Origin of the sequence: Nonomuraea sp. H19 (genome assembly GCF_052068215.1) — a bacterium.
In the GTDB taxonomy this organism is placed as follows: domain Bacteria; phylum Actinomycetota; class Actinomycetes; order Streptosporangiales; family Streptosporangiaceae; genus Nonomuraea.
The window spans coordinates 93,611-111,384 of the sequence record NZ_JBQHCV010000019.1; the positions used below are offsets into that span (position 1 = coordinate 93,611).

Annotated in this window: 18 protein-coding genes; 11 read left to right on the top strand and 7 right to left on the bottom strand. The window is 69.3% G+C overall.

Annotated elements, in window-relative coordinates; all coding sequences use genetic code 11:
• The first annotated feature begins 2 nt into the window (after positions 1 to 2).
• Positions 3 to 821, top strand: a complete 819-nt coding sequence (locus ACTMTI_RS35580) for a hypothetical protein (protein WP_441125071.1) — start codon at positions 3 to 5, stop codon at positions 819 to 821.
• Here ACTMTI_RS35580 and ACTMTI_RS35585 read toward each other — a convergent pair.
• Both ACTMTI_RS35585 and ACTMTI_RS35590 read right to left on the bottom strand, forming a co-directional pair.
• Positions 814 to 1,431 carry a TetR/AcrR family transcriptional regulator gene (locus ACTMTI_RS35585; RefSeq protein ID WP_441125072.1) on the bottom strand — a complete coding sequence of 206 codons (618 nt, stop codon included), beginning with the start codon at positions 1,429 to 1,431 and terminating at the stop codon, positions 814 to 816. The genes ACTMTI_RS35580 and ACTMTI_RS35585 overlap by 8 nt on opposite strands.
• A 34-nt stretch (positions 1,432 to 1,465) precedes the next feature.
• Positions 1,466 to 1,864 carry a hypothetical protein gene (locus tag ACTMTI_RS35590; protein ID WP_441125073.1) on the bottom strand — a complete coding sequence of 133 codons (399 nt, stop codon included), beginning with the start codon at positions 1,862 to 1,864 and terminating at the stop codon, positions 1,466 to 1,468.
• 103 nt (positions 1,865 to 1,967) lie between these two features.
• Here ACTMTI_RS35590 and ACTMTI_RS35595 point away from each other — a divergent pair, with 103 nt between their 5' ends.
• Together ACTMTI_RS35595 and ACTMTI_RS35600 are read left to right on the top strand one after the other, a co-directional pair.
• On the top strand, positions 1,968 to 2,585 hold the full coding sequence (locus ACTMTI_RS35595; RefSeq protein WP_441125211.1) for an HAD family hydrolase: 618 nt from the start codon (positions 1,968 to 1,970) through the stop codon (positions 2,583 to 2,585).
• A gap of 89 nt (positions 2,586 to 2,674) precedes the next feature.
• Positions 2,675 to 3,070, top strand: coding sequence for a cold-shock protein (locus ACTMTI_RS35600; RefSeq protein WP_441125074.1), 396 nt, complete (start codon positions 2,675 to 2,677; stop codon positions 3,068 to 3,070).
• Between the two features lie 19 nt (positions 3,071 to 3,089).
• Here ACTMTI_RS35600 and ACTMTI_RS35605 read toward each other — a convergent pair whose 3' ends face one another.
• Positions 3,090 to 4,634 carry an MFS transporter gene (locus ACTMTI_RS35605; protein WP_441125075.1) on the bottom strand — a complete coding sequence of 515 codons (1,545 nt, stop codon included), beginning with the start codon at positions 4,632 to 4,634 and terminating at the stop codon, positions 3,090 to 3,092.
• Between the two features lie 126 nt (positions 4,635 to 4,760).
• On the opposite strand from ACTMTI_RS35605, the gene ACTMTI_RS35610 reads away from it, so the two are divergent.
• The 4 genes from ACTMTI_RS35610 (at position 4,761) to ACTMTI_RS35625 (ending at position 10,152) form a co-directional block, all read left to right on the top strand.
• Positions 4,761 to 5,582, top strand: a complete 822-nt coding sequence (locus tag ACTMTI_RS35610; RefSeq protein WP_441125076.1) for a DUF3027 domain-containing protein — start codon at positions 4,761 to 4,763, stop codon at positions 5,580 to 5,582.
• Positions 5,583 to 5,855: 273 nt separating this feature from the next.
• Positions 5,856 to 8,891: a sacsin N-terminal ATP-binding-like domain-containing protein gene (locus ACTMTI_RS35615; RefSeq protein WP_441125077.1), complete on the top strand. Its 3,036-nt coding sequence runs from the start codon at positions 5,856 to 5,858 to the stop codon at positions 8,889 to 8,891.
• Between the two features lie 499 nt (positions 8,892 to 9,390).
• On the top strand, positions 9,391 to 9,786 hold the full coding sequence (locus ACTMTI_RS35620) for a hypothetical protein (protein WP_441125078.1): 396 nt from the start codon (positions 9,391 to 9,393) through the stop codon (positions 9,784 to 9,786).
• A gap of 90 nt (positions 9,787 to 9,876) precedes the next feature.
• Complete coding sequence (locus tag ACTMTI_RS35625) at positions 9,877 to 10,152, top strand: hypothetical protein (RefSeq protein WP_441125079.1); 276 nt, start codon at positions 9,877 to 9,879, stop codon at positions 10,150 to 10,152.
• A gap of 173 nt (positions 10,153 to 10,325) precedes the next feature.
• Here ACTMTI_RS35625 and ACTMTI_RS35630 read toward each other — a convergent pair whose 3' ends face one another.
• Both ACTMTI_RS35630 and ACTMTI_RS35635 read right to left on the bottom strand, forming a co-directional pair.
• Positions 10,326 to 11,225, bottom strand: a complete 900-nt coding sequence (locus ACTMTI_RS35630) for a phosphotransferase family protein (protein ID WP_441125080.1) — start codon at positions 11,223 to 11,225, stop codon at positions 10,326 to 10,328.
• On the bottom strand, positions 11,222 to 11,713 hold the full coding sequence (locus tag ACTMTI_RS35635; protein WP_441125081.1) for a glycine-rich domain-containing protein: 492 nt from the start codon (positions 11,711 to 11,713) through the stop codon (positions 11,222 to 11,224). The genes ACTMTI_RS35630 and ACTMTI_RS35635 overlap by 4 nt, the downstream gene beginning before the upstream one ends.
• Before the next feature lie 572 nt (positions 11,714 to 12,285).
• Between ACTMTI_RS35635 and ACTMTI_RS35640 the strand changes: the two genes are divergently transcribed.
• The 4 genes from ACTMTI_RS35640 to ACTMTI_RS35655 all read left to right on the top strand — a co-directional run bounded on the left by ACTMTI_RS35640 (position 12,286) and on the right by ACTMTI_RS35655 (position 15,831).
• Positions 12,286 to 12,837 carry a GntR family transcriptional regulator gene (locus ACTMTI_RS35640; protein ID WP_441125082.1) on the top strand — a complete coding sequence of 184 codons (552 nt, stop codon included), beginning with the start codon at positions 12,286 to 12,288 and terminating at the stop codon, positions 12,835 to 12,837.
• The gene (locus tag ACTMTI_RS35645; protein WP_441125083.1) at positions 12,834 to 13,556 is read left to right on the top strand and encodes a GntR family transcriptional regulator; all 723 of its coding nucleotides are present in this window, start codon (positions 12,834 to 12,836) and stop codon (positions 13,554 to 13,556) included. Before ACTMTI_RS35640 ends, ACTMTI_RS35645 begins: the two co-directional genes overlap by 4 nt.
• Before the next feature lie 121 nt (positions 13,557 to 13,677).
• Positions 13,678 to 14,481, top strand: a complete 804-nt coding sequence (locus tag ACTMTI_RS35650) for a class I SAM-dependent methyltransferase (RefSeq protein WP_441125084.1) — start codon at positions 13,678 to 13,680, stop codon at positions 14,479 to 14,481.
• 381 nt (positions 14,482 to 14,862) lie between these two features.
• Positions 14,863 to 15,831 carry an aldo/keto reductase gene (locus tag ACTMTI_RS35655; RefSeq protein ID WP_441125085.1) on the top strand — a complete coding sequence of 323 codons (969 nt, stop codon included), beginning with the start codon at positions 14,863 to 14,865 and terminating at the stop codon, positions 15,829 to 15,831.
• A 97-nt stretch (positions 15,832 to 15,928) separates the two neighbouring features.
• On the opposite strand, the gene thpR is transcribed toward ACTMTI_RS35655, so the two are convergent.
• Together thpR and ACTMTI_RS35665 are read right to left on the bottom strand one after the other, a co-directional pair.
• Positions 15,929 to 16,486, bottom strand: a complete 558-nt coding sequence (gene thpR, locus ACTMTI_RS35660) for an RNA 2',3'-cyclic phosphodiesterase (protein WP_441125086.1) — start codon at positions 16,484 to 16,486, stop codon at positions 15,929 to 15,931.
• 32 nt (positions 16,487 to 16,518) lie between these two features.
• Positions 16,519 to 17,760: an MFS transporter gene (locus tag ACTMTI_RS35665; RefSeq protein WP_441125087.1), complete on the bottom strand. Its 1,242-nt coding sequence runs from the start codon at positions 17,758 to 17,760 to the stop codon at positions 16,519 to 16,521.
• Positions 17,761 to 17,774: the final 14 nt, after the last annotated feature.

Below are 17,774 nucleotides of genomic sequence, written 5' to 3' on the forward strand. Positions count from 1 at the left end.
ACGTGATAGAGCGCGCCGACCAGCTCGTGCTGAACTACGTCTCCAAGGCCGCGGACGCGGCCCATGGCGTGCTCACGACTGACCAGCGGCTCGACTTCGCCAGGCGGTTGCGGGCCAGGATCGAGGTCGAGCGCCGCGGCAGCCAGAACGCTCGCCAGGTGTCCAAGGTGCTGGACAGGTTCGGCGACCCGGTCGCCCTGGTCGAGCGCGAGGCCCGCAGGCTCGCCGAGGCGGCGCGCGACGAGGCCGAGGCTCCGGACGCCGGGGCGCCCGCCGAGCGCGAGGGCGCCACTGAGCGCTTTCCGGCGATCGTGGACGATCGGGACGCGCCGCCCGGCGTCCAGACGTACCGGAGGCTGGCCCGTGAGCGGTCGCGGGGGCTGCCGTTCGCGGGGCTGCGCAGGGCGGCGATGTCCAGCGCCAACCCGATGGCGACCGGTGGCAGGGACGCCAGGACCATCGTCAAGGATCACCCGCGCGAGACGGCCGCGATGGTGCTGCTGATGGTGGCGGCGCTGCTGGTGCCGGTCAACCTGCCGGCGGTGGCGATCTTCCAGATCCCCGTGGTGGTGTGGGCGGCCGGCGCCGTGCTGGTGCTGTTCAGCGAGAGCTGGCAACTGGGCGAGAAGTTGCTCGGGATCAGTGCGCCGCTGCTGGGCTACACGGTGGGCGGGGTGCTCGTCGGCGGCCTGCGCGTGGGGAGCGCGGCGGGGCTGGACGCGTTCTTGACGCAGTTCTGGTCCGTGAGCGGCGTCATGTTCATGATCGGTACGGCGTTGGGCGTGGTCTGGCTGACCTACCGGCTGCTCGACGTCAGCTGACCGGCGCCGGGCTGGGGATCAGACCGACCGCCAGGCGCACCCACGCGGCGACGAACTGGTCCTTCTCCGCGTGGCCGGGGAGTTCGCCCACGGTCTCCTGAAAGAGCCTGTACTGCACCACGGAGCCGCCGAGGACCGCCGCGATCCCGGTCCAGTCGAGCTTGGCGTCGCCGTATTCGGGTTGCGCCTGGAACCACGTGACGATCGCGTCGTACATGGGCTGCAGCAGCCCCTCGCGTACGACGGCGACCAATTCGGGGAACTGGCTCAGGTCGCGGAAGAACACCCGGGTCAGCTCGGACTCCTCGCGTACTTTGGCCAGGCCGGCCCGGCACACGAGCGACAGGCGCTCCTCCAGGTCCACCGAGGCTTCCATGGCGCCCAGCTCGGCCAGGCTCTCGGCCACCTGGACCCGGGTACGGGCGGCGTGCTCGTTGATGGCCGCGGCGAGCACCTCGTACTTGGATTTGAAGTGTCTGTAGAGCCCTCCGGCGCCGGGAGACAGCCCGGAGGCGGCCTCGATCTCGGCCACCGAAGTGGCGGAGTAGCCCCGCTCGGCGAACAGCCGCAGGGCCTCATCGATGATCCGCTCACGGGTGGATCTGGTCATATCTATCCTGGTACCTCCGCCAAAAGACTAGTCGTTAGCGAGCGGCACGCCGGATCAGGCCCGCCAATGCCGAGCCGATGATCAGCCAAACCAGCGCCGCGAGGCCGTAGTTGACCAGCGTCGTCCAGCGCGGGTCGGCGAGCTGGAAGAGGGTGGCCAGCCCCAGGGACAGCGACGAGGCGAGCGATTCGACGAACTGGTACCAGATGTTGGCGGGATTGGCCCGTAACACCGTGAAGACCGCGTACAGCGCCAGGGACAGCGCCGCCACCCGGGAAGCCACCTTGACCAGGTAGGACATGGACGACACGATCCGCTGCCATGTCGTGACGGGCGATCCGCCCGGCCTGGCCGGCCTGTGGGGGCGAGCGGGGGCAGAGGACGCGACGAGCCGGTCTCCGGCATGCGGCGGCGGTTTGGGGGTGTCGGTCACGGCCGCTCCTCTCCGATAAGTAATTCCTTTCTTCCCATTCCAACGCTTCCACCACAAGGGCCGTTACGGGCGCCAGAGGATCGTTTGGCATCCTGCACATGTGATGACTTCGGTGGGATTCGACCTCGACATGACATTGGCAGATTCGCGGGCGGGTATCGCGGCGACTTACGACGAGCTGGCCGCGCGTTTGGGCGTGGTCATCGACAGCGCGATGGTGGTCTCCAGGCTCGGCCCGCCATTGGAGGTGGAACTCGCCAACTGGCTGCCTGCCGAGGAGGTCGCCGCGGCGGCCGATCTCTACCGGGAGATCTATCCGCACCTGGGGGTTCCTGTGCACACCGCCATGGCGGGGGCGTACGAGGCGATCGCTGCCGTACGCGCCGCGGGCGGCCGGGTCATCGTGGTGACGGGCAAGAACCTGCGGGACGCGATCGGCACGATCAAGGTGCTGGGCCTGGAGGTGGACGAGGTCGTCGGCTCCGTTTTCGGCGCCCGCAAGGGATCGGCACTCGCGCGGTTCGGCGCGGCGGCCTATGTTGGTGACCATGTCGCGGACATCGAGGCGGCACGCGCGGGCGGCGCCGTCAGCGTGGCGGTCGCGACCGGGCCTTACACAGTGGGAGAGCTGCGTGATCACGGAGCGGATGTGGCCCTGGCCGACCTGACCGAATTCGCCACGTGGTACACCAGTTGGCGCCCGCATGACGAACTCCGGTAATTCCCCGGCATTTACCCGGTCGCCCCGGCGCTCTTCGGGGCATAACCTACATCCATCCAGCTTTTCGACTGTTTGAACGAGGTCCTCCTGTGCCGAGTGGCAAGGTCAAGTGGTACGACGCCGACAAGGGATTCGGCTTCCTCACCCGCGACGACGGCGGTGAGGTCTTCGTGCATTCCTCCGCGCTGCCCGCCGGCGCAGGCCCGCTCAAGCCCGGCCAAAAGGTGGAGTTCGGCGTGGCGGAGGGGCGCCGCGGTCAGCAGGCCCTCTCGGTGCGGATCCTGGAGCAGCCGCCGACCCTGGCCAAGACGAAGCCCAAGGCCAAGCGCAAGAAGCCGGACGAGATGGTCATCATCGTCGAGGACCTGATCAAGCTGCTCGACGACGTCTCGGGCTCCTACCGGCGCGGCAAGCACCCGGACGCGGCGCACGCCAAGAAGATCGCGCAGGTGCTGCGGGCCGTCGCCGACGACCTGGACGCCTGAGCCCCGCACGGCGGGCTGGTCACCCGTGCGGGTTGGTCAGCGGTTTCGTGGAGTCGAGGGTGTCGCTCCGGTGCGGGCCGGGCTCGCTCGGCTCGGCCCGCTCCTGCTCGCTCGCCTCGGCGCGCCGCCGGGCCAGTTTGGCGTTGGCGGCGCGGACGCGCTTCGCCCTGGCGACCAGCAGCCAGCCGAGCGCGGCGGTCAAGACGACGGCCAGCGTCACCAGCCCGCCCATGCTGCTCTGCGTGAGCGAGAGCACCAGCCCGACCAGACCGCCGAACACCCAGGCGAGCTGGAGCATCGCCTCGACCACGCCGAACGTGGACGAGCGCACCTCCTCGCCGATCTCCCGCTGCACGATCGCGTCGAGCGCGAGCTTGCCCAGCTCCTGCGCGAAGGCCGTGATCAGCGAGATCGCCAGCGCGGCCCACAGGCCGAAGAAGATCGCGGTCACGACGGTCGTCACGCTCGTCACGGCCAGCGTGACCAGCACGATGAGCTGCGGCGCGTGGTTGCGCGTCCAGTTGGCCACCGCGGCGCCGATCAGGCCGCCCAGCCCGGCCGCGGCCGCGAGCAACGCGATCGTCTTGGGGATGTCGAAGAAGGGGTCCTGCGCCCACGACTGGTTCACCGCCAGCCACGGCACCGCCTTGTCCTGCACCAGGAACAGCAGGAAGAACAGCAGGAACCCGGAGTAGACCCGGATGGCCACGTTGGCCCAGACGGCCTCGGCGACCGCCGGGCCCACCTTGAGCAGGGTGCGCCAGCGCGGCGCCGCGCCCTCCTCCTCCAGGTCGGGGGAGTCGACGTGGCGCGGCAGGCGTACCGCGACGACCCCGAGCAGCAAGAAGGCCACCATCGCCAGGCGCAGCACCGCCGCGCTGCCCAGCCACGCGGTCAGGCCCGCGCCGACGGGCACCGCGACCCCGGCGGAGACCAGCGTGAACAGGGCCACCCGCGCGTTCGCCGACACCAGCGTGATGTCGGCGGGCAGCACACTCGGCATGATCGCCGCCCGTGACACGTTGAACGCCTTCGACAGCACCAGCACGCCCAGCGCCCCGATGAACAGCGTCGGCAGGTCGCCCGGCCCGACCGCGGCGGCCATCGCGAAGCACAGCAGGCCCCGGCCGAACAGCGTGCCCGCCATCACGTAGCGGCGGCCCGACCTGAACCTGTCGAGAATCGGCCCCACGAACGGCGCCAGCAGCCCGAACGGCAGCATCGTGATGACCAGGTAGAGAGCCACCGAGCCGCGGGCCTCGCCGACCGGCACGCCGAAGAACACCGTGCTCGCCAGTGCCACCGTGACCAGCGCGTCGCTCGCGCTGTTGCCCGCCGACAGCTCGATCAGCCGGCCGAGCCCGGTGCGGCCCGCGCCGTTGGCGTATGTGAGCCGGCGGGTGGCCTTGCCGACTTTTTGGGCACCTTTCGCGGTGGCTTTGCCCGCCCGCGCGGTCCCGCTCGCCGTGGCCTTTCCGGCGCGCACAGTCGCGCGGCCCGCGTCGGCGACTCCGCGCCCCACGCGGCGCGTGATCTCACGTGCCCGCTCCCAGCCACCCTCCACGCCTACCAGTCTTACCCGATTCGTCTGCGTACTCGGAGTGGGATACCCAGTTCTGGGACCGTCCAGGTCCAGTCATGGGTGAGAATGAAGTGTGAGCGAACAGCACCTTTCGGCGGAGGCGGCCCGATGAGCCGCACCAGGGCCCGCGTCCCCGCTCCCGACCAGGCCTGCGCGGCCGCGGTCGATCTGGCGCGCGCCGCGGCCGAGGAGCTCGCGCGGCCGGGCGAGCCCGGTGAGCACCTCGGCTTCGAAAGTGAGGGCGATCGGATCGTCACTCACTACTTCGCCTGCCTCGACCGGGCCTACCGCGGCTGGCGGTGGGCCATCACGGTCACCCGCGCCTCGCGCGCCAAGAAGGTCACGGTCAGCGAGGCCGTCCTGCTACCCGGCGCCGGCGCGCTGCTGGCGCCCGAGTGGCTGCCGTGGAGCGAGCGCCTGCGCCCCGGTGATCTCGGCGTCGGCGACCTGCTGCCGAGTCCCGAGGACGACGACAGGCTCGCGCCGGGCTTCACCGAGGTCCTCGACGACACCGATCGTCAGATGGTTTTCGAGTACGGCCTGGGCCGAGCCCGTGTGCTCTCGGCCATCGGCAGAGACCGGGCTGCCAGGCGCTGGCACGCGGGCGAGCACGGGCCGCATACTCCGATCGCACACGCCGCTCCCGCGCAGTGTTCCACCTGCGGCTTCTACTGGTTGCTCGCAGGTGAGCTCCGGCTGTCGTTCGGGGTCTGCGCCAACGAATACGCGCCGGACGACGGCAAGGTCGTCGCCGCCGACCACGGCTGCGGCGCCCATTCCGAGGCCGCGGTCCTGCCGCCGCCCGTGGAGCAGGCCATCCCGATCCTCGACGACCTGGGTTACGACCTGATGGAGGAGGAGGCGGGCTCGCTGGCGGAAGAGGCGGGCTCGGTCGACGAATCCGCCTCGGAGGAGTTCGGCCATTCCTGATCGTGAGCGCCGGAGCCGGTGAGACGTTCCACTGAGCGGAGCGCCGCCCCGGCCCCGGCCGCACGCGGGCGTGGTGGCGTGGGGTCCGTCGGGCGCGTCACTGCCCCGGCCCCGGGCGGGTGTGGGCGTGGTGGCGCGGTGTCCGTCGGGCGCGTCACTGCCCCGGCCCCGGCCGGGCGTGCGGCGTCGGGAGGTCCGTTGCGCGGGGCTTCCTGTCGGCCAGGGCCGCTAACCTACCCTGGCCCCCTCTCCTCAACACCGGGATCGTGACCGATGACCGACACCTTTGGCTGTGACCGGATGCGAGCGGCCGTCCTCGCCGCATGGACGGCCTCGCCCGCCAGGTTCCGCGAGGACGCCAACGCCGAAGAGGACTTCGCCCTCGGCGGCTACCGCGACCGGCTGATCGTCGAGCTCGCGCAGAACGCCGCGGACGCGGCGCTGCGTGCGGGCGTGCCAGGGGTGCTGCGGCTGACGCTGCGAGGCGACGTGCTGACGGCCGCCAACACCGGTGCCCCGCTCGACGCCACCGGCGTGGAGAGCCTGTCCACGCTGCGCGCCTCCGGCAAGCGGGACGAGGCCGGCGCGGCGGGCCGGTTCGGCGTCGGATTCGCGGCGGTCGTCTCGGTCTGCGACGCGCCCTCGATCGGCTCGCGCAGCACCGGCGCGGTCCGCTGGTCCCGTACGGAGACCGCGGCGCTGGTCGCCGAGGTCCCCGCGCTCGCGGGCGAGCTGGCCGACCGCTCGGGGCACGTACCGCTGCTCAGGCTGCCGTTCGAGGAGCCGCCACTCGTCGACATCCCCGAGGGGTTCGACACGCTCGTCCGCCTCCCGCTGCGTGACCAGGCCTGCGTCGAGGCGGTCCGCCGCATGCTGGCCGAGACCAGCCCCGCGCTGCTGCTCGGCCTGCCCGCGCTCGAGGCCATCGAGATCGACCTCGACGGGTCGATCCGCAACGTGATCGCCGACGGGTGGCACGTGGTGTCGGAGTCCGGCGAGTTCGGCCCCGACGAGGTGGGCAGGCTCTTCGCCGACCGGCCCACCGAGGAGCGCGCCCGCCCCTACTGGGCGCTGCGCTGGGCGGTGCCGGTCACGGGCACCGGGGAGCCGGGGCCGCTGCCGGCCACGGTGCCGCCCGTCGTGCACGCGCCCACGCCCAGCGACGAGCCGATCGACCTGCCCGCGCTGCTGATCGCGTCGTTCCCGATGGCCACCGACCGGCGGCACGTCGCCAAGGGGCCGCTGACCGACTTCCTGGTCGAGCGGGCCGCCGACGCCTACGTCCGGCTGCTGCGGGAGCTGCCGCGCACCTCCAAGCTGCTCGACCTGGTGCCCTCGCTCATGGGCAAGGGCGAGCTCGACGCCAAGATCCGCCGGGCCGTGCTGGACCGGCTGCCGGGCACGCCGCTGCTGCCCGCGCTGTCGGCGCCCGCCCCCGCCGTACGCACTCCGTCGTTCGCCGACGCCGAGGTCTACGAGCCGGACGCGGAGTGGTTCATCGAGCACCCGGCGCGCGAGTCCGAGGGCGACGGCTGGGTGGTCGCGGGCCGGGAGGCGGCCGTGGTGGCGGCGGGCTCGGCGGAGCTCCTCGCGACGATCGCCGACTTCGTGCCCGGGCTGCTGCCCGCCGGGTGGCCGCCCAGGCATCCGGCCATGGCCTCTCTGGGCGTGCGCAGGGTGGAGCTGGTCGACGTGGTCGATCTGCTGTCCGGCGACGCCGTGGAGGCGCGTGAGCCGTCGTGGTGGCACTCGCTCTACGGCGTGCTGCCCGCCGACGACCCCGAGTCGCTGGGCGCGCTGCCGGTGCCGCTGACCGACGGGCGCCTCGTACGCGGGCCGCGCGGCACGCTCATCGTGACCGACGGCGGGGCCGAGCTGGACCTGACGCCGCTCGGCCTGCGCATCGTGCACCCCGACGCCGCCCATCCCGCGCTGCTCCGGCTGGGCGCCGCCGAGGCCACGCCCAGGACCATCCTCGAAGACCCGCTGACCAAGGCCGCCGTCTCGCAATCGCTCGACAGCCCGGACCCTGAGCCCGTGGCGCGGGCCGTGCTGTCCCTCGTCGAGGCCGCGGGGCTGGCGCCCGGCGAGGCGCCGTGGCTGGCCGAGCTGGCGCTGCGCGGCACCGACGGCGAGCTCTACCCGGCCGGTGAGCTCATGCTGGCCGACGGGGCGCTGGCGGCGGTGCTGGAGCCCGACACCCACCTCGGGGTGGCCGCGCCCGAGCTGGAGGAGACCTACGGCGCACGGGTGCTGGCCGCGGTGGGTGTGCTCGACGGGTTCGCCGTGGTCCACGACGCCGACGTGCTGCTCGACAACGACGAGTGCGACCACGATCTCGACGGCGAGGACGACTGGCTCGACCACGTTCTCGACCTGCTGCCCGAGCTGGACGTGCCGCCCCTGATCCCCGAGTTCACGGCGGTGCGGGACCTGGAGCTGGTGGCCGACTGGCCGGCTGCGCTGAAGCTGCTCACCACGCCGCCGCTGCGCTCCGCCCTCCACCCGCTGCGCGTCGAGGGCATGGAGGTCCCGTCCTACACGGCGTGGTGGCTGGCCAACCATCCGGTGCTCGGCGGGCGCAAGCCGCTGGAGCTGCGGCTCCCGGGAGCCGACCCACTGCTCCAGGGCCTGTACACCGACGCGCCCGCAGGGCTCGACGAAGGCGCGCTGTCGTTGCTGGGCGCCCGGACCACGCTGACCGAGCTGCTGGCCTCTCACGGTGGCCCTGAGGAGCTCCTGGACCTGATGGCCGACTCGTCGATCGAGGTGGACCGGGCCCAGCTGCGGGCGCTGTGGGTGGCACTGGCCGGCGTCGACCCGTCGCGGGTGGCGCCGCCGTCCCGGGTGCGTTCGGTGCTGCGCGGCGACATCGTGGTGGCCGCGGCCGAGGACGCGGTGGTCGTGGAGGCGCCCGACCTGCTGCAGCTCGTCGCGGACCGGCCTCTCGTGCTGGCTCCGTACGATCTGGCGGAGGCCCTGTCCGAGCTGCTCGACCTGCCGCTGGCCGGCGAGCTGACCTCGGGGGCGGTCACTTCGCAGGGAGAGGTGCGGCAGGTGCCCGCCGAGGTGCGCTCCCTGCTGCCGACGGCGCCTTCGACGTATGTGGAGCACGAGAAGCTGCTGGTGGACGGGGTGGAGTGCGCGTGGCGCTTCTTCGAGGGCGCCGTCCACTGCACGGGGGTGGACGGGCTGGCCAGAGGGCTGGCCTGGGCCACGGGCCAGTGGAACGACCGGCTCGCCGTCGCCGCCCTCCTCCGCGACCCTGAAGCGGTGCCACTCCTGCTGGCGGAGGCCGACCTGTCCTGACGGCCCTCTTCGAGGGCCGAAAACCTTCCGATTTTACGGCTGCGCACGGTGGGCACCACCCACCGACGCGGGCGGCCGGCCCTCCAGGGAGACGCTTACCAGCCTCACCGCCGCACCGCCGTGACGGCGCCCTCGTGACTGGCTTCTTCGCACCTTCGGTCACCACGTACGGTGCTCACGCCCGCCCGAGCTCTGGCCTGAGCACCGTACGCGTCACGTCTCTCGAACGCCCGGGTTGCGCTGGCCCCGAGCGGTCTTAGCGGGGTACGGCGCAACCCCAGGCTTGAGTCCTTCGTGGGCGTGTCCGCCGCAACCGACGTCGGGATGGGAGTGGTGGTGCGGTCCGTGCCCACGACCCGGGGAAGCAGGCAGTCCTTCAAATGATGTGACCGCTCGACGGCTGGGCGGTGTTGGTGTTGCTCTCCGGCTGACGCGAAGCGATGGGGTCAGAATCCTGGAGAACTCTCTCCGATGGAAGTCAACTCAAGGTGCATGTCCATTGAACGATGAAGTCCGTTCTCTGATGGCGGAAGTCCTGGATGAGGGGCTTGATGACTGGGTTACGCTGGGCCATGTCCTCCATCGTGCGTCGGTCCTGTCGAGAACAGATCAGTTCAATGCAAGAAGTATCACAATGGCGACATTGGAGATTCTTATTGGCAACGGACTGGTGGTTGCAGGAAATATGGGAGATTCCGGATTTGAAGCCTGGGACCTGGAGCCTGGCCAGGCTGTGGATCGCATCCGGGTCGAATGTGAGGCAAGAGGATGGATCCTCGGGTTGACGGATATATGGCTTGCTACGACTCCAAGAGGTGACGATATAGCGCGCTTGATAAATGTGGAGGGAGAGGGCGTGCCGGATAGATTTATTGACCCGCGTAATTGTCTTTGACCGGTATGGTGATTCGACTTTGGTCATACCTTCAGCAAGCATGGCGCAGGAGCGAAGAACGCGAGAAGATTGAGAGGCACGATCACGGTGGTGCGCGTCGCGAAGCGGCCTCTCGTGCTGGCTCCGTACGCTCTGGCGGAGGCCCTGTCCGAGCTGCTCGATCTGCCGCTGGTCGGCGAGCTCACCTCGGGGGCGGTCACTTCGCGGGGGGAGGAGCGACAGGCGGTGGCCGAGGTGCGCTCCCTGCTGCCGACGGCGCCTTCGACGTATGTGGAGCACGAGGAACTGTTGGTGGACGGGGTGGAGTGCGCGTGGCGCGCTGACCCGAAGCCCGGCTGCCTCCGGTGCGAAGGATTCCGGCTGTGATCACGCTTGACGACATCCGCTGTTTCGCCCTGAGGGGCCGGAAGGTCGGCGAACGGCCGTGGGGCTGCGACTCGCCGCGCAGCCCCACGGCATATTCGCCTCGGCCCGGGCAGGGGAACCGAGGCGAGGGTGCCGTGGCTGTACGGGCCTGGTGGGGCCACGGCCGAGGAAGATCAGGCGGTGTTCATCCGATAATTGAGCCAGGCGCGGCCCGCCGCGGCGGCCTCGGCGCGCGCCCGTCGGTGCTCGTTCGGCCCGTATTTGGCCTTGTAGATCCGGAACAGGGTCCACAGGGCGGCCAGTCCGGTCACGGCGTCGTTGGACGCGGCCTGCCATGCGGGAACCGTGGACAGGAACCGGTCGACCTGCTCGGGCGTGTGTCCGGCCTGCACCAGGCGTGGGGCGAACATGGCGGCCTCGACCCAGGCCGCGCCTGAGACGGCGAACGCCCAGTCCACCACCTTGATCCCGGTGCCGGTCACCAGCAGGTTGCCTGCGCTCAGGTCGTAGTGCAGGAGGGTCTTGCCGAATAGCGGTCGCATGTGGAACCGGTCGAGCGCCCTGCCGTACAGGTAGCGGTCGGCCAGGTCGAGGGAGTCGTTGTTGAGCAGGCGGCGGCCCTTGGCCTGCAGGGGGGCGATGTGGACGGCGACCGGTTCCGCTCCCCCTGGGCACGGGGTGAGCAGGTCGCCAAGCAGGGCCAGCGTGTCGAGCACGGGCTGCAGATCGGGAGAGCCGGGTGACAGGTCCGCTTCGTGGGCGCTGTCGTTGACGTACTCGAACATCATGACGTGCCAGCCCTTGAGCGTGGTGCTCCACAGCAGAGGCGGGGCGGGCACCTCCGCTGGCAGCGCATGCGCCGCCCACTGCTCACGTACGTGCAGTGCCTCGGCTGGGTGGCTGGTCGGGATGGCTTTGAGGAATACGCGGGTGCCGTCTTCGGTGTGCAGGCAGGCGGCCAGGCCGGGCATGATGCCGCTGGCTGCCGACTCGGTCTTGAGGACTGGCCCACACTCGGTCTGGACGGCGTCGCGGACGACCTCGGGCAGTTCTTCCCATTGAGGTCGGGTCATGACGCGGATCCTCCTGCCGGGCTGGTGGCGGGGCTGGGATCGTCGGCGCAGCCGGCGTAGCACTGGCTGCACTCGGCTTTGGCCTGCCACAGATCCATGTCCACCGGCAGGCCGGCCGCGCGCATAGCGGCGATGGTCGCGCCGATCCGTTCGAGGCGGGCGGCTGGATCCAGGCTGCCGGGTTCATCGGGTGCATGGTGGATGAACCACCCGGCGATGCTCTGGCAGAAGGTGACGTAGGCACGGGTGTGCAGGATGAAAGTGTGCCAGCCGATATCCACCTGCTGGGAGGGGGACAGCGCTCGGTCGGGGTTGAGCGCGCAGGCGTACAGGAATCCGAGTGTCTGCTCCATGATGCGCTCGGCGTACTCGCGGGTGAGGTCGTGCTCGTCGGCGATGCGCGTCACGAGCCGGTGGAATACAGGGGTAGGGATCAGCTCGCGAGGGGCGACGTCGGCCGCTGGCCGGTCGGTCGTCTGGGTGGACATGAAACTCCCATCACGGGTGGTCACGAACGGTCGTCTGGCGGCTCGGGGCCGGGTTCCGCCTCCTCTCCGACGCATTGGTCGGGCGTGCGGGTCTCTGCTGAGCGGGATCTGTCTCATCCGGGGGCATCTCGCAGCGGGGGACCCATGGGTGTTTCTGCAGCATGGCGAGAATGATGAGGTCCATTCGGGGCTCTCCTGGCGGTGGGTGGATTGCAGAGCGCGGCCATGCTGCTCGTCAGGCAGGCGGCGGCTCGAGAACCTCGATCATGGCGGTTGCGGTTCGCCGTCTCGGTGACGATCCAAGGTTCTCCATGGGTCACGGCTCACTTCCTGATCAAGGCCCGTCCCGGTGGTCGCAACCGCCGAGCGGGCCCGACCTTGTCTGGAGTGCTGCAGACAACGTTCAACCCTGTGACGTAGCCTCAACACTTCGTAGCCACAACCATAATGCCATTCCCGAAAGGCAGCAAGGCGTTCGAGTGAAGTGATGTGAGTACTCTTTGATCGAGGCGCCAGGTAGAGCCGGTACGGTGGCATGCCGATGGGCCCCTTTCATGGCGATGGAGGAGCACATGTCAGACACAGGCTGGGCCAGCGTTTCCATCCCTTACCTAAGGCCGCGCCGCCCTGGAGAATCCGACGCCTGGACGGAGGAGGCCGCCGCGCATGGTCATGTCGGCACGAATCAACTACGCGGGGTGGAGGAGGCTCGTCCGCCGCGCGAGGTGGCTGACATCCTCGGCTTCGGCCCAGAAGACACAGCCGTAATCCGACGACGGCTGGTACTCCTGGATGGGCGGCCGACAGAACTTGCCGACTCCTACTATCCGGGGGTGATTGCTCGCAACACGCGACTGGCCGAGGAGCGGAAGATTCGGGGTGGGGCGCTCACCGCGCTGGCCGAACTCGGCTACCGGCCCCACAGCACAGAGGAACGCGTTACAGCACGCCCCTCGACCAAGGCCGAACAAGACGCTCTTGATATCCGGCAGGAAGACTGGGTCTTGGTCCTCACCAGGATATTGCGAACGGACACGGGAGCGCCGATCGAGGTCACCGTCATGACGATGGTCGCCGACGGGCGGGAGCTACGCTACCAAATGATCATTCACGAGGAGACTTGACGACTTTGGCAAGGCGGCCGGACCCACGTCCACGTCATCAGCAGATCGCCGCAGAGCTGCGAGCCGAAATCATGTCCGGCGCGCTGAGGCCAGGCGAGCAACTCCCTTCGACACCACATCTCGTTGGGCGATTCGAGGCAGCCAACGCGACGATCCAACGAGCCCTTCAATCGTTGAAGGATGAGGGCTTCGTACGCGGCCATGCCGGTAAAGGCGTTTTCGTACGAGAGAAGCAGCAATTCATCGTGGAGGCCACCGCCTACAAGTTCCCAGGCTCGCGTGGCTACAGCTATGAATTGCTCAAAGTGGACGAAGTTGAACCACCGAATGATGTTGCTACGGCACTCGCCGTCCCAGGCGGTGACCGCGTCATCATGCGGCATCGGCTGCTGCTGCACGACGGCGAACCCGTAGAGCTGTCCTGGTCGTACTATCCGCTTGCCATCGCTGCTGGAAGTCCTCTGGAAGGCCGAAAAAAGATCCGCGGTGGCGCACCCCAGGCTCTGGCCGACCTTGGCTTCCCGGAGCGGCACTTTGAGGATCGCATTTCCGTTCGGCAACCCACCACGAAGGAGGTCGAGGGCTTGGACCTGCCAGCCGATGTACCGGTATTCAGGCAATTTCGTGTCGTCTACAGCGACTTTCGGCGGCCGGTAGAAGTTTCGATCCTCATTAAAGGCGGCCATCTCTACGAGCTTTCATATCAGCAAGACACCTGACTTTGCGTCAGTCGTGTACGGCTGCGCCCCCCATGACCGGCTCCGGCTTCCGCGGGGGTGCGCCGGCTGTCCGAGATATTCGGTTGGGTCACCATCACGGGCGACCCTAAGCTCGACGGCCATGAGCGAGATCGACTACCTGGCCGTCAACCGTGCCAACTGGAACGACCGCGTATCCATCCACGTGGCCAGCGACTTCTACGACGTCCCCGGCTTCAAGGCGGGCAGGGACTCGCTGCGGGACTTCGAGATCGAAGAGGTCGGGGACGTCACCGGCAAGTCACTGGCTCACCTGCAATGCCATTTCGGGCTCGACACCCTCTCCTGGGCCAGGCGAGGCGCGCAGGTCAGCGGCCTCGACCTGTCGGAGAAGGCCATCGAGACGGCCACCGCACTGGCGCAGGAGTGCGGGCTGGAGGCGCGCTTCGTCGCCGCGGACGTCTACGACGCGCCCACCGCCCTGGGTGGCGCCTACGACATCGTCTACACCGGCATCGGCGCGCTCGTCTGGCTGCCCGACATGCGGCGCTGGGCCGAGGTGGTGGCCGCCCTGCTGAAGCCGGGCGGGTTCCTGTACCTGTCGGAGTTCCACCCCTTCGCCGACACGCTGGACGACGCCACGGGATCGACCGTCACGTTCGACTACTTCAAGAGCGGTCCGCAGATCTGGGACCAGCCGTACACCTACACCGGCTCCGAAGAGCTGGCGAACACCACCTCCGTCCAGTTCCAGCACGCCTTGGGCGAGGTGATCTCCGCGCTGGCCGCGGCCGGGCTGCGCATCGACTTCCTGCACGAGCACGACCACACGCTCTTCCAGCGCTTCACAAGCCTGCAAGCCCGCGGCGGGAGCTACCGGCTGCCGGAAGGGCGGCCGCGCGTCCCGCTGATGTACTCCGTCAAGGCCAGCCGCCTCCATCGGTGAAGCGCTGTTCACGCGACCTCTCGCCGGCCGGGCTGCTGACGCTCGGCGACCGCGCCGACCTTGGCGCTGTGGCGGTGGAAGCCGACACCCTGGAGCACGACCAGCAGCCCGTTGGCCACCGCCATGGCCACCCCACAGCCCGGTGATCCCCCAGGTCCTGGCCACGGGCACGGTGGCCAGCACGAGCAGGCCGTACCCGACGGCGAAGTAACGCAGGCTGGCGCTCGACCGCTTGAGCCCGGTCAGCCCGATGCCCTTGACCGCCTGCGTGGCATCGGCCAGGGATGCCAGCAGCATCAGTGGCAGCAGGTCGACCTTAACCCGAAATCATGAAGTCGCCCTATGGCCTGGAGTGCACTCCAGGTATTTAGGGTTGACCACATGGAATACGTCAACCTCGGACGCAGCGGCCTCCGGGTGAGTCCGCTCTGCCTCGGGACCATGAACTTCGGCCCGCAGACCTCGGAGGAAGACTCCTTCGCGATCATGGACAGGGCCCTCGAACTGGGCATCAACTTCTTCGACACGGCAAACGTGTACGGCTGGAAGCTGGGCGAGGGCATCACGGAGCAGATCATCGGCCGATGGTTTGCCCAGGGTGGCGGGCGCCGGGAGAAGACGGTCATCGCGACCAAGCTCAACGGCTCGATGAGCGACTGGCCCAATGACCAGAAGCTGTCCGCGCTCAACATCCGCAAGGCGTGCGACGCCTCGTTGAAGCGGCTGCAGACCGACTACATCGACATCTACCAGGCCCACCACGTTGACCGGGACACCCCGTACGAGGAGTTCTGGGAGGCCATGGACGTCCTGCGGCAGCAGGGCAAGATCGTCTATGTCGGCTCGTCCAACTTCGCCGGCTGGCACATCGCCAAGGCCCAGGAGTCGGCGGCCAAGCGCAACTTCATGGGGCTGATCAGCGAGCAGTCCCACTACAACCTGCTCACCCGAACGGTCGAGCTCGAGGTGCTGCCCGCGTGCGAGGACTACGGCCTCGGCGTGATCCCGTGGAGCCCGCTGGCCGGCGGCCTGCTCGGCGGCGTGCTGCGCAAGATCGACAAGGGGCGCTCGGCCGCCGACCACATGGTCAAGCAGCTCGAGAAGCACCGCGACAAGATCGAGCAGTACGAGAAGCTCTGTGACGAGCTGGGCGAGGATCCGGCGTACGTGGCACTGGCCTGGCTGCTCAAGCAGCGTGCGGTCACCGCGCCGATCATCGGCCCGCGCACTCTGGAGCAGCTCGACGGCAGCATGCGCACCCTGGAGATCGACCTGGACGACGCCACCCTGGCCCGCCTGGACGAGATCTTCCCCGGCCACAAGACGGCCCCGGAGGACTACGCCTGGTAATGCTCAGGTCAACAGAGCACCGATGACGACGATCAGCAGGAGCAGGCCCAGCACGATGGGCAGCAGCCAGGGGCGAGGACGGTCCACGATGTGGAGCCTAATCCCGCTCGGGGAGTGCGAGCGCCCATTCGGCGAGTGACTCGTACCTCACCTGGGGCCCCGTGTGACTGCGGACAAGCCGGACATACTCCGCCCGCCACGGTGAGCCGCTGAACCCGGACAGCGACTCGACCAGCGGGCGGAGATCCGTCTCGGCCTTGGCGCGGGCCAGCGTGAGATGCGGGTGGAAGCGCTTCTCATCGGTCTGTACGGCTCCGGCCCGGCGCGCGCCCGCCTTGACCGAGTCGGCCAGTCTGGTCATGGAGTCGCCGGTGACGCCGATCCAGAAGACCCTGGCCCGGCGTGCGGACGAGAAGGCGCCGAAACCCTCGAAGGTCAGGTCCAGGGCGGGGTGGCGGCGTACGGCGCGGGCCAGGCGGACCTCCAGCTCGGGCAGCACCTGCTCGGGCACCTCGCCGAAGAACCCCAGCGTGATGTGCCAGGTGGCACGGTCGGGCCAGCGCAACCCCGGCACCTGCCCTACGTATGGTGCGATCGCGTGTGAGATCTCGTCCAGCACCTCGTCGGGCGGCACCAGGGCCGCGAAAAGCCTCATGCCACCCAATTCTTCCCCTGGTCCGGACGCCTTCACGCCATGGCGAGCGCCGGCCGGGCTCCCACCCGGCGGGTGATCAGCCGCGTCATGAGCACCGCCAGACCGGTGCCGACCAGGACCAGCGCGCCGGCCAGGATCACGCCCGCGCGCGGCCCGCCCAGCTCCGACAGCCAGCCGACCAGCGCCGCGCCGAGCGGGGCGCCTCCGGTGAAGACCAGCATGTAGATCCCCATGACCCGCCCCCGCATCTCGGGGGACGTGGCGAGCTGGACGCTGGCGTTCGCGGCCGTGTTGATGGTGATCAGCGCGATGCCGGTGGGGACCAGCATCAGCAAGTAGGCGAGGTAGCCGGGCGCCAGCCCGGTGGCGATCTGGAACAGCCCGAACCCGAGCGCCCCGGCGAACAGCACCTTCTTCGTCGGCCGGACCCGGCGCGCCGCGAGCAGCGCCCCACCGAGCGCGCCCACCGCGAACATGCTGGAGGCCAGCCCGAACGAGGACGCGCCCGCGTCGAACTCCTCGCGTGCCATGAGCGCGATCGACATCGAGAACGCCTGGGAGAACACCGACACGAACCCGATCAGCAGCACCGGCATGAGCAGCTCCTCTCGCCGGAGGACGTAGCGCAGCCCTTCCCTGAGCTGCCCCTTCGCCCTCGGCACCGGCTCGGCCGGGTTGAGCTCGGACTTCCTCATGAAGACGAGGCTCGAGATGACCGCGCCGAACGTGAGCGCGTTGATCAGGAAGAGCGGCCCCGTGCCGCCGAGCATGGAGATCAGCACGCCGGCGAGCGCCGGGCCGACCACGCGGGCCAGGTTGAAGATGGAGCTGTTGAGCGCGATGGCGTTGGGCAGGTCCCTGCGGCCGACCATCTCGACCACGAACGCCTGCCGCGTCGGCACCTCGACGCAGGAGATCATGCCGAGCGTGAACGCCATCACGTACACGTGCCACACCTCGGCGGAGCCGGTCATCGTCAGCACGCCGATGGTCAGCGCGAGCGCGGCCATGAGGATCTGGGCGGTGATGAGGATGGGGCGCTTGGGGTAGCGGTCGGCGAGCACGCCGCCGAACATCCCGAACAGCAGCATCGGCAGGAACTGCAGCGCGGTCGCCGTGCCGAGCGCCGCCGCGCTGCTGTGGGTCTGGCTGCCGACGGTCAGGTCGAGCACCAGCCAGTCCTGGGCGGTGCGCTGCAGCCAGGTGCCGACGTTGGAGACGGTGCCGCCGGCGGCGAACATGCGGTAGTTGCGAATCTTGAGTGACCGGAACATCCCGGTCTTGGGTT

Coding starts and splice junctions, on each gene's coding strand:
- ACTMTI_RS35610 (WP_441125076.1), top strand. CDS start 4,761: ATGAGCCGCACCAGGGCCCGCGTCCCCGCTCCCGACCAGGCCTGCGCG.
- ACTMTI_RS35640 (WP_441125082.1), top strand. CDS start 12,286: ATGTCAGACACAGGCTGGGCCAGCGTTTCCATCCCTTACCTAAGGCCG.
- ACTMTI_RS35595 (WP_441125211.1), top strand. CDS start 1,968: ATGACTTCGGTGGGATTCGACCTCGACATGACATTGGCAGATTCGCGG.
- ACTMTI_RS35650 (WP_441125084.1), top strand. CDS start 13,678: ATGAGCGAGATCGACTACCTGGCCGTCAACCGTGCCAACTGGAACGAC.
- ACTMTI_RS35585 (WP_441125072.1), bottom strand. CDS start 1,431: ATGACCAGATCCACCCGTGAGCGGATCATCGATGAGGCCCTGCGGCTG.
- thpR (WP_441125086.1), bottom strand. CDS start 16,486: ATGAGGCTTTTCGCGGCCCTGGTGCCGCCCGACGAGGTGCTGGACGAG.
- ACTMTI_RS35615 (WP_441125077.1), top strand. CDS start 5,856: ATGACCGACACCTTTGGCTGTGACCGGATGCGAGCGGCCGTCCTCGCC.
- ACTMTI_RS35665 (WP_441125087.1), bottom strand. CDS start 17,760: ATGTTCCGGTCACTCAAGATTCGCAACTACCGCATGTTCGCCGCCGGC.
- ACTMTI_RS35630 (WP_441125080.1), bottom strand. CDS start 11,225: ATGACCCGACCTCAATGGGAAGAACTGCCCGAGGTCGTCCGCGACGCC.
- ACTMTI_RS35655 (WP_441125085.1), top strand. CDS start 14,863: ATGGAATACGTCAACCTCGGACGCAGCGGCCTCCGGGTGAGTCCGCTC.
- ACTMTI_RS35635 (WP_441125081.1), bottom strand. CDS start 11,713: ATGTCCACCCAGACGACCGACCGGCCAGCGGCCGACGTCGCCCCTCGC.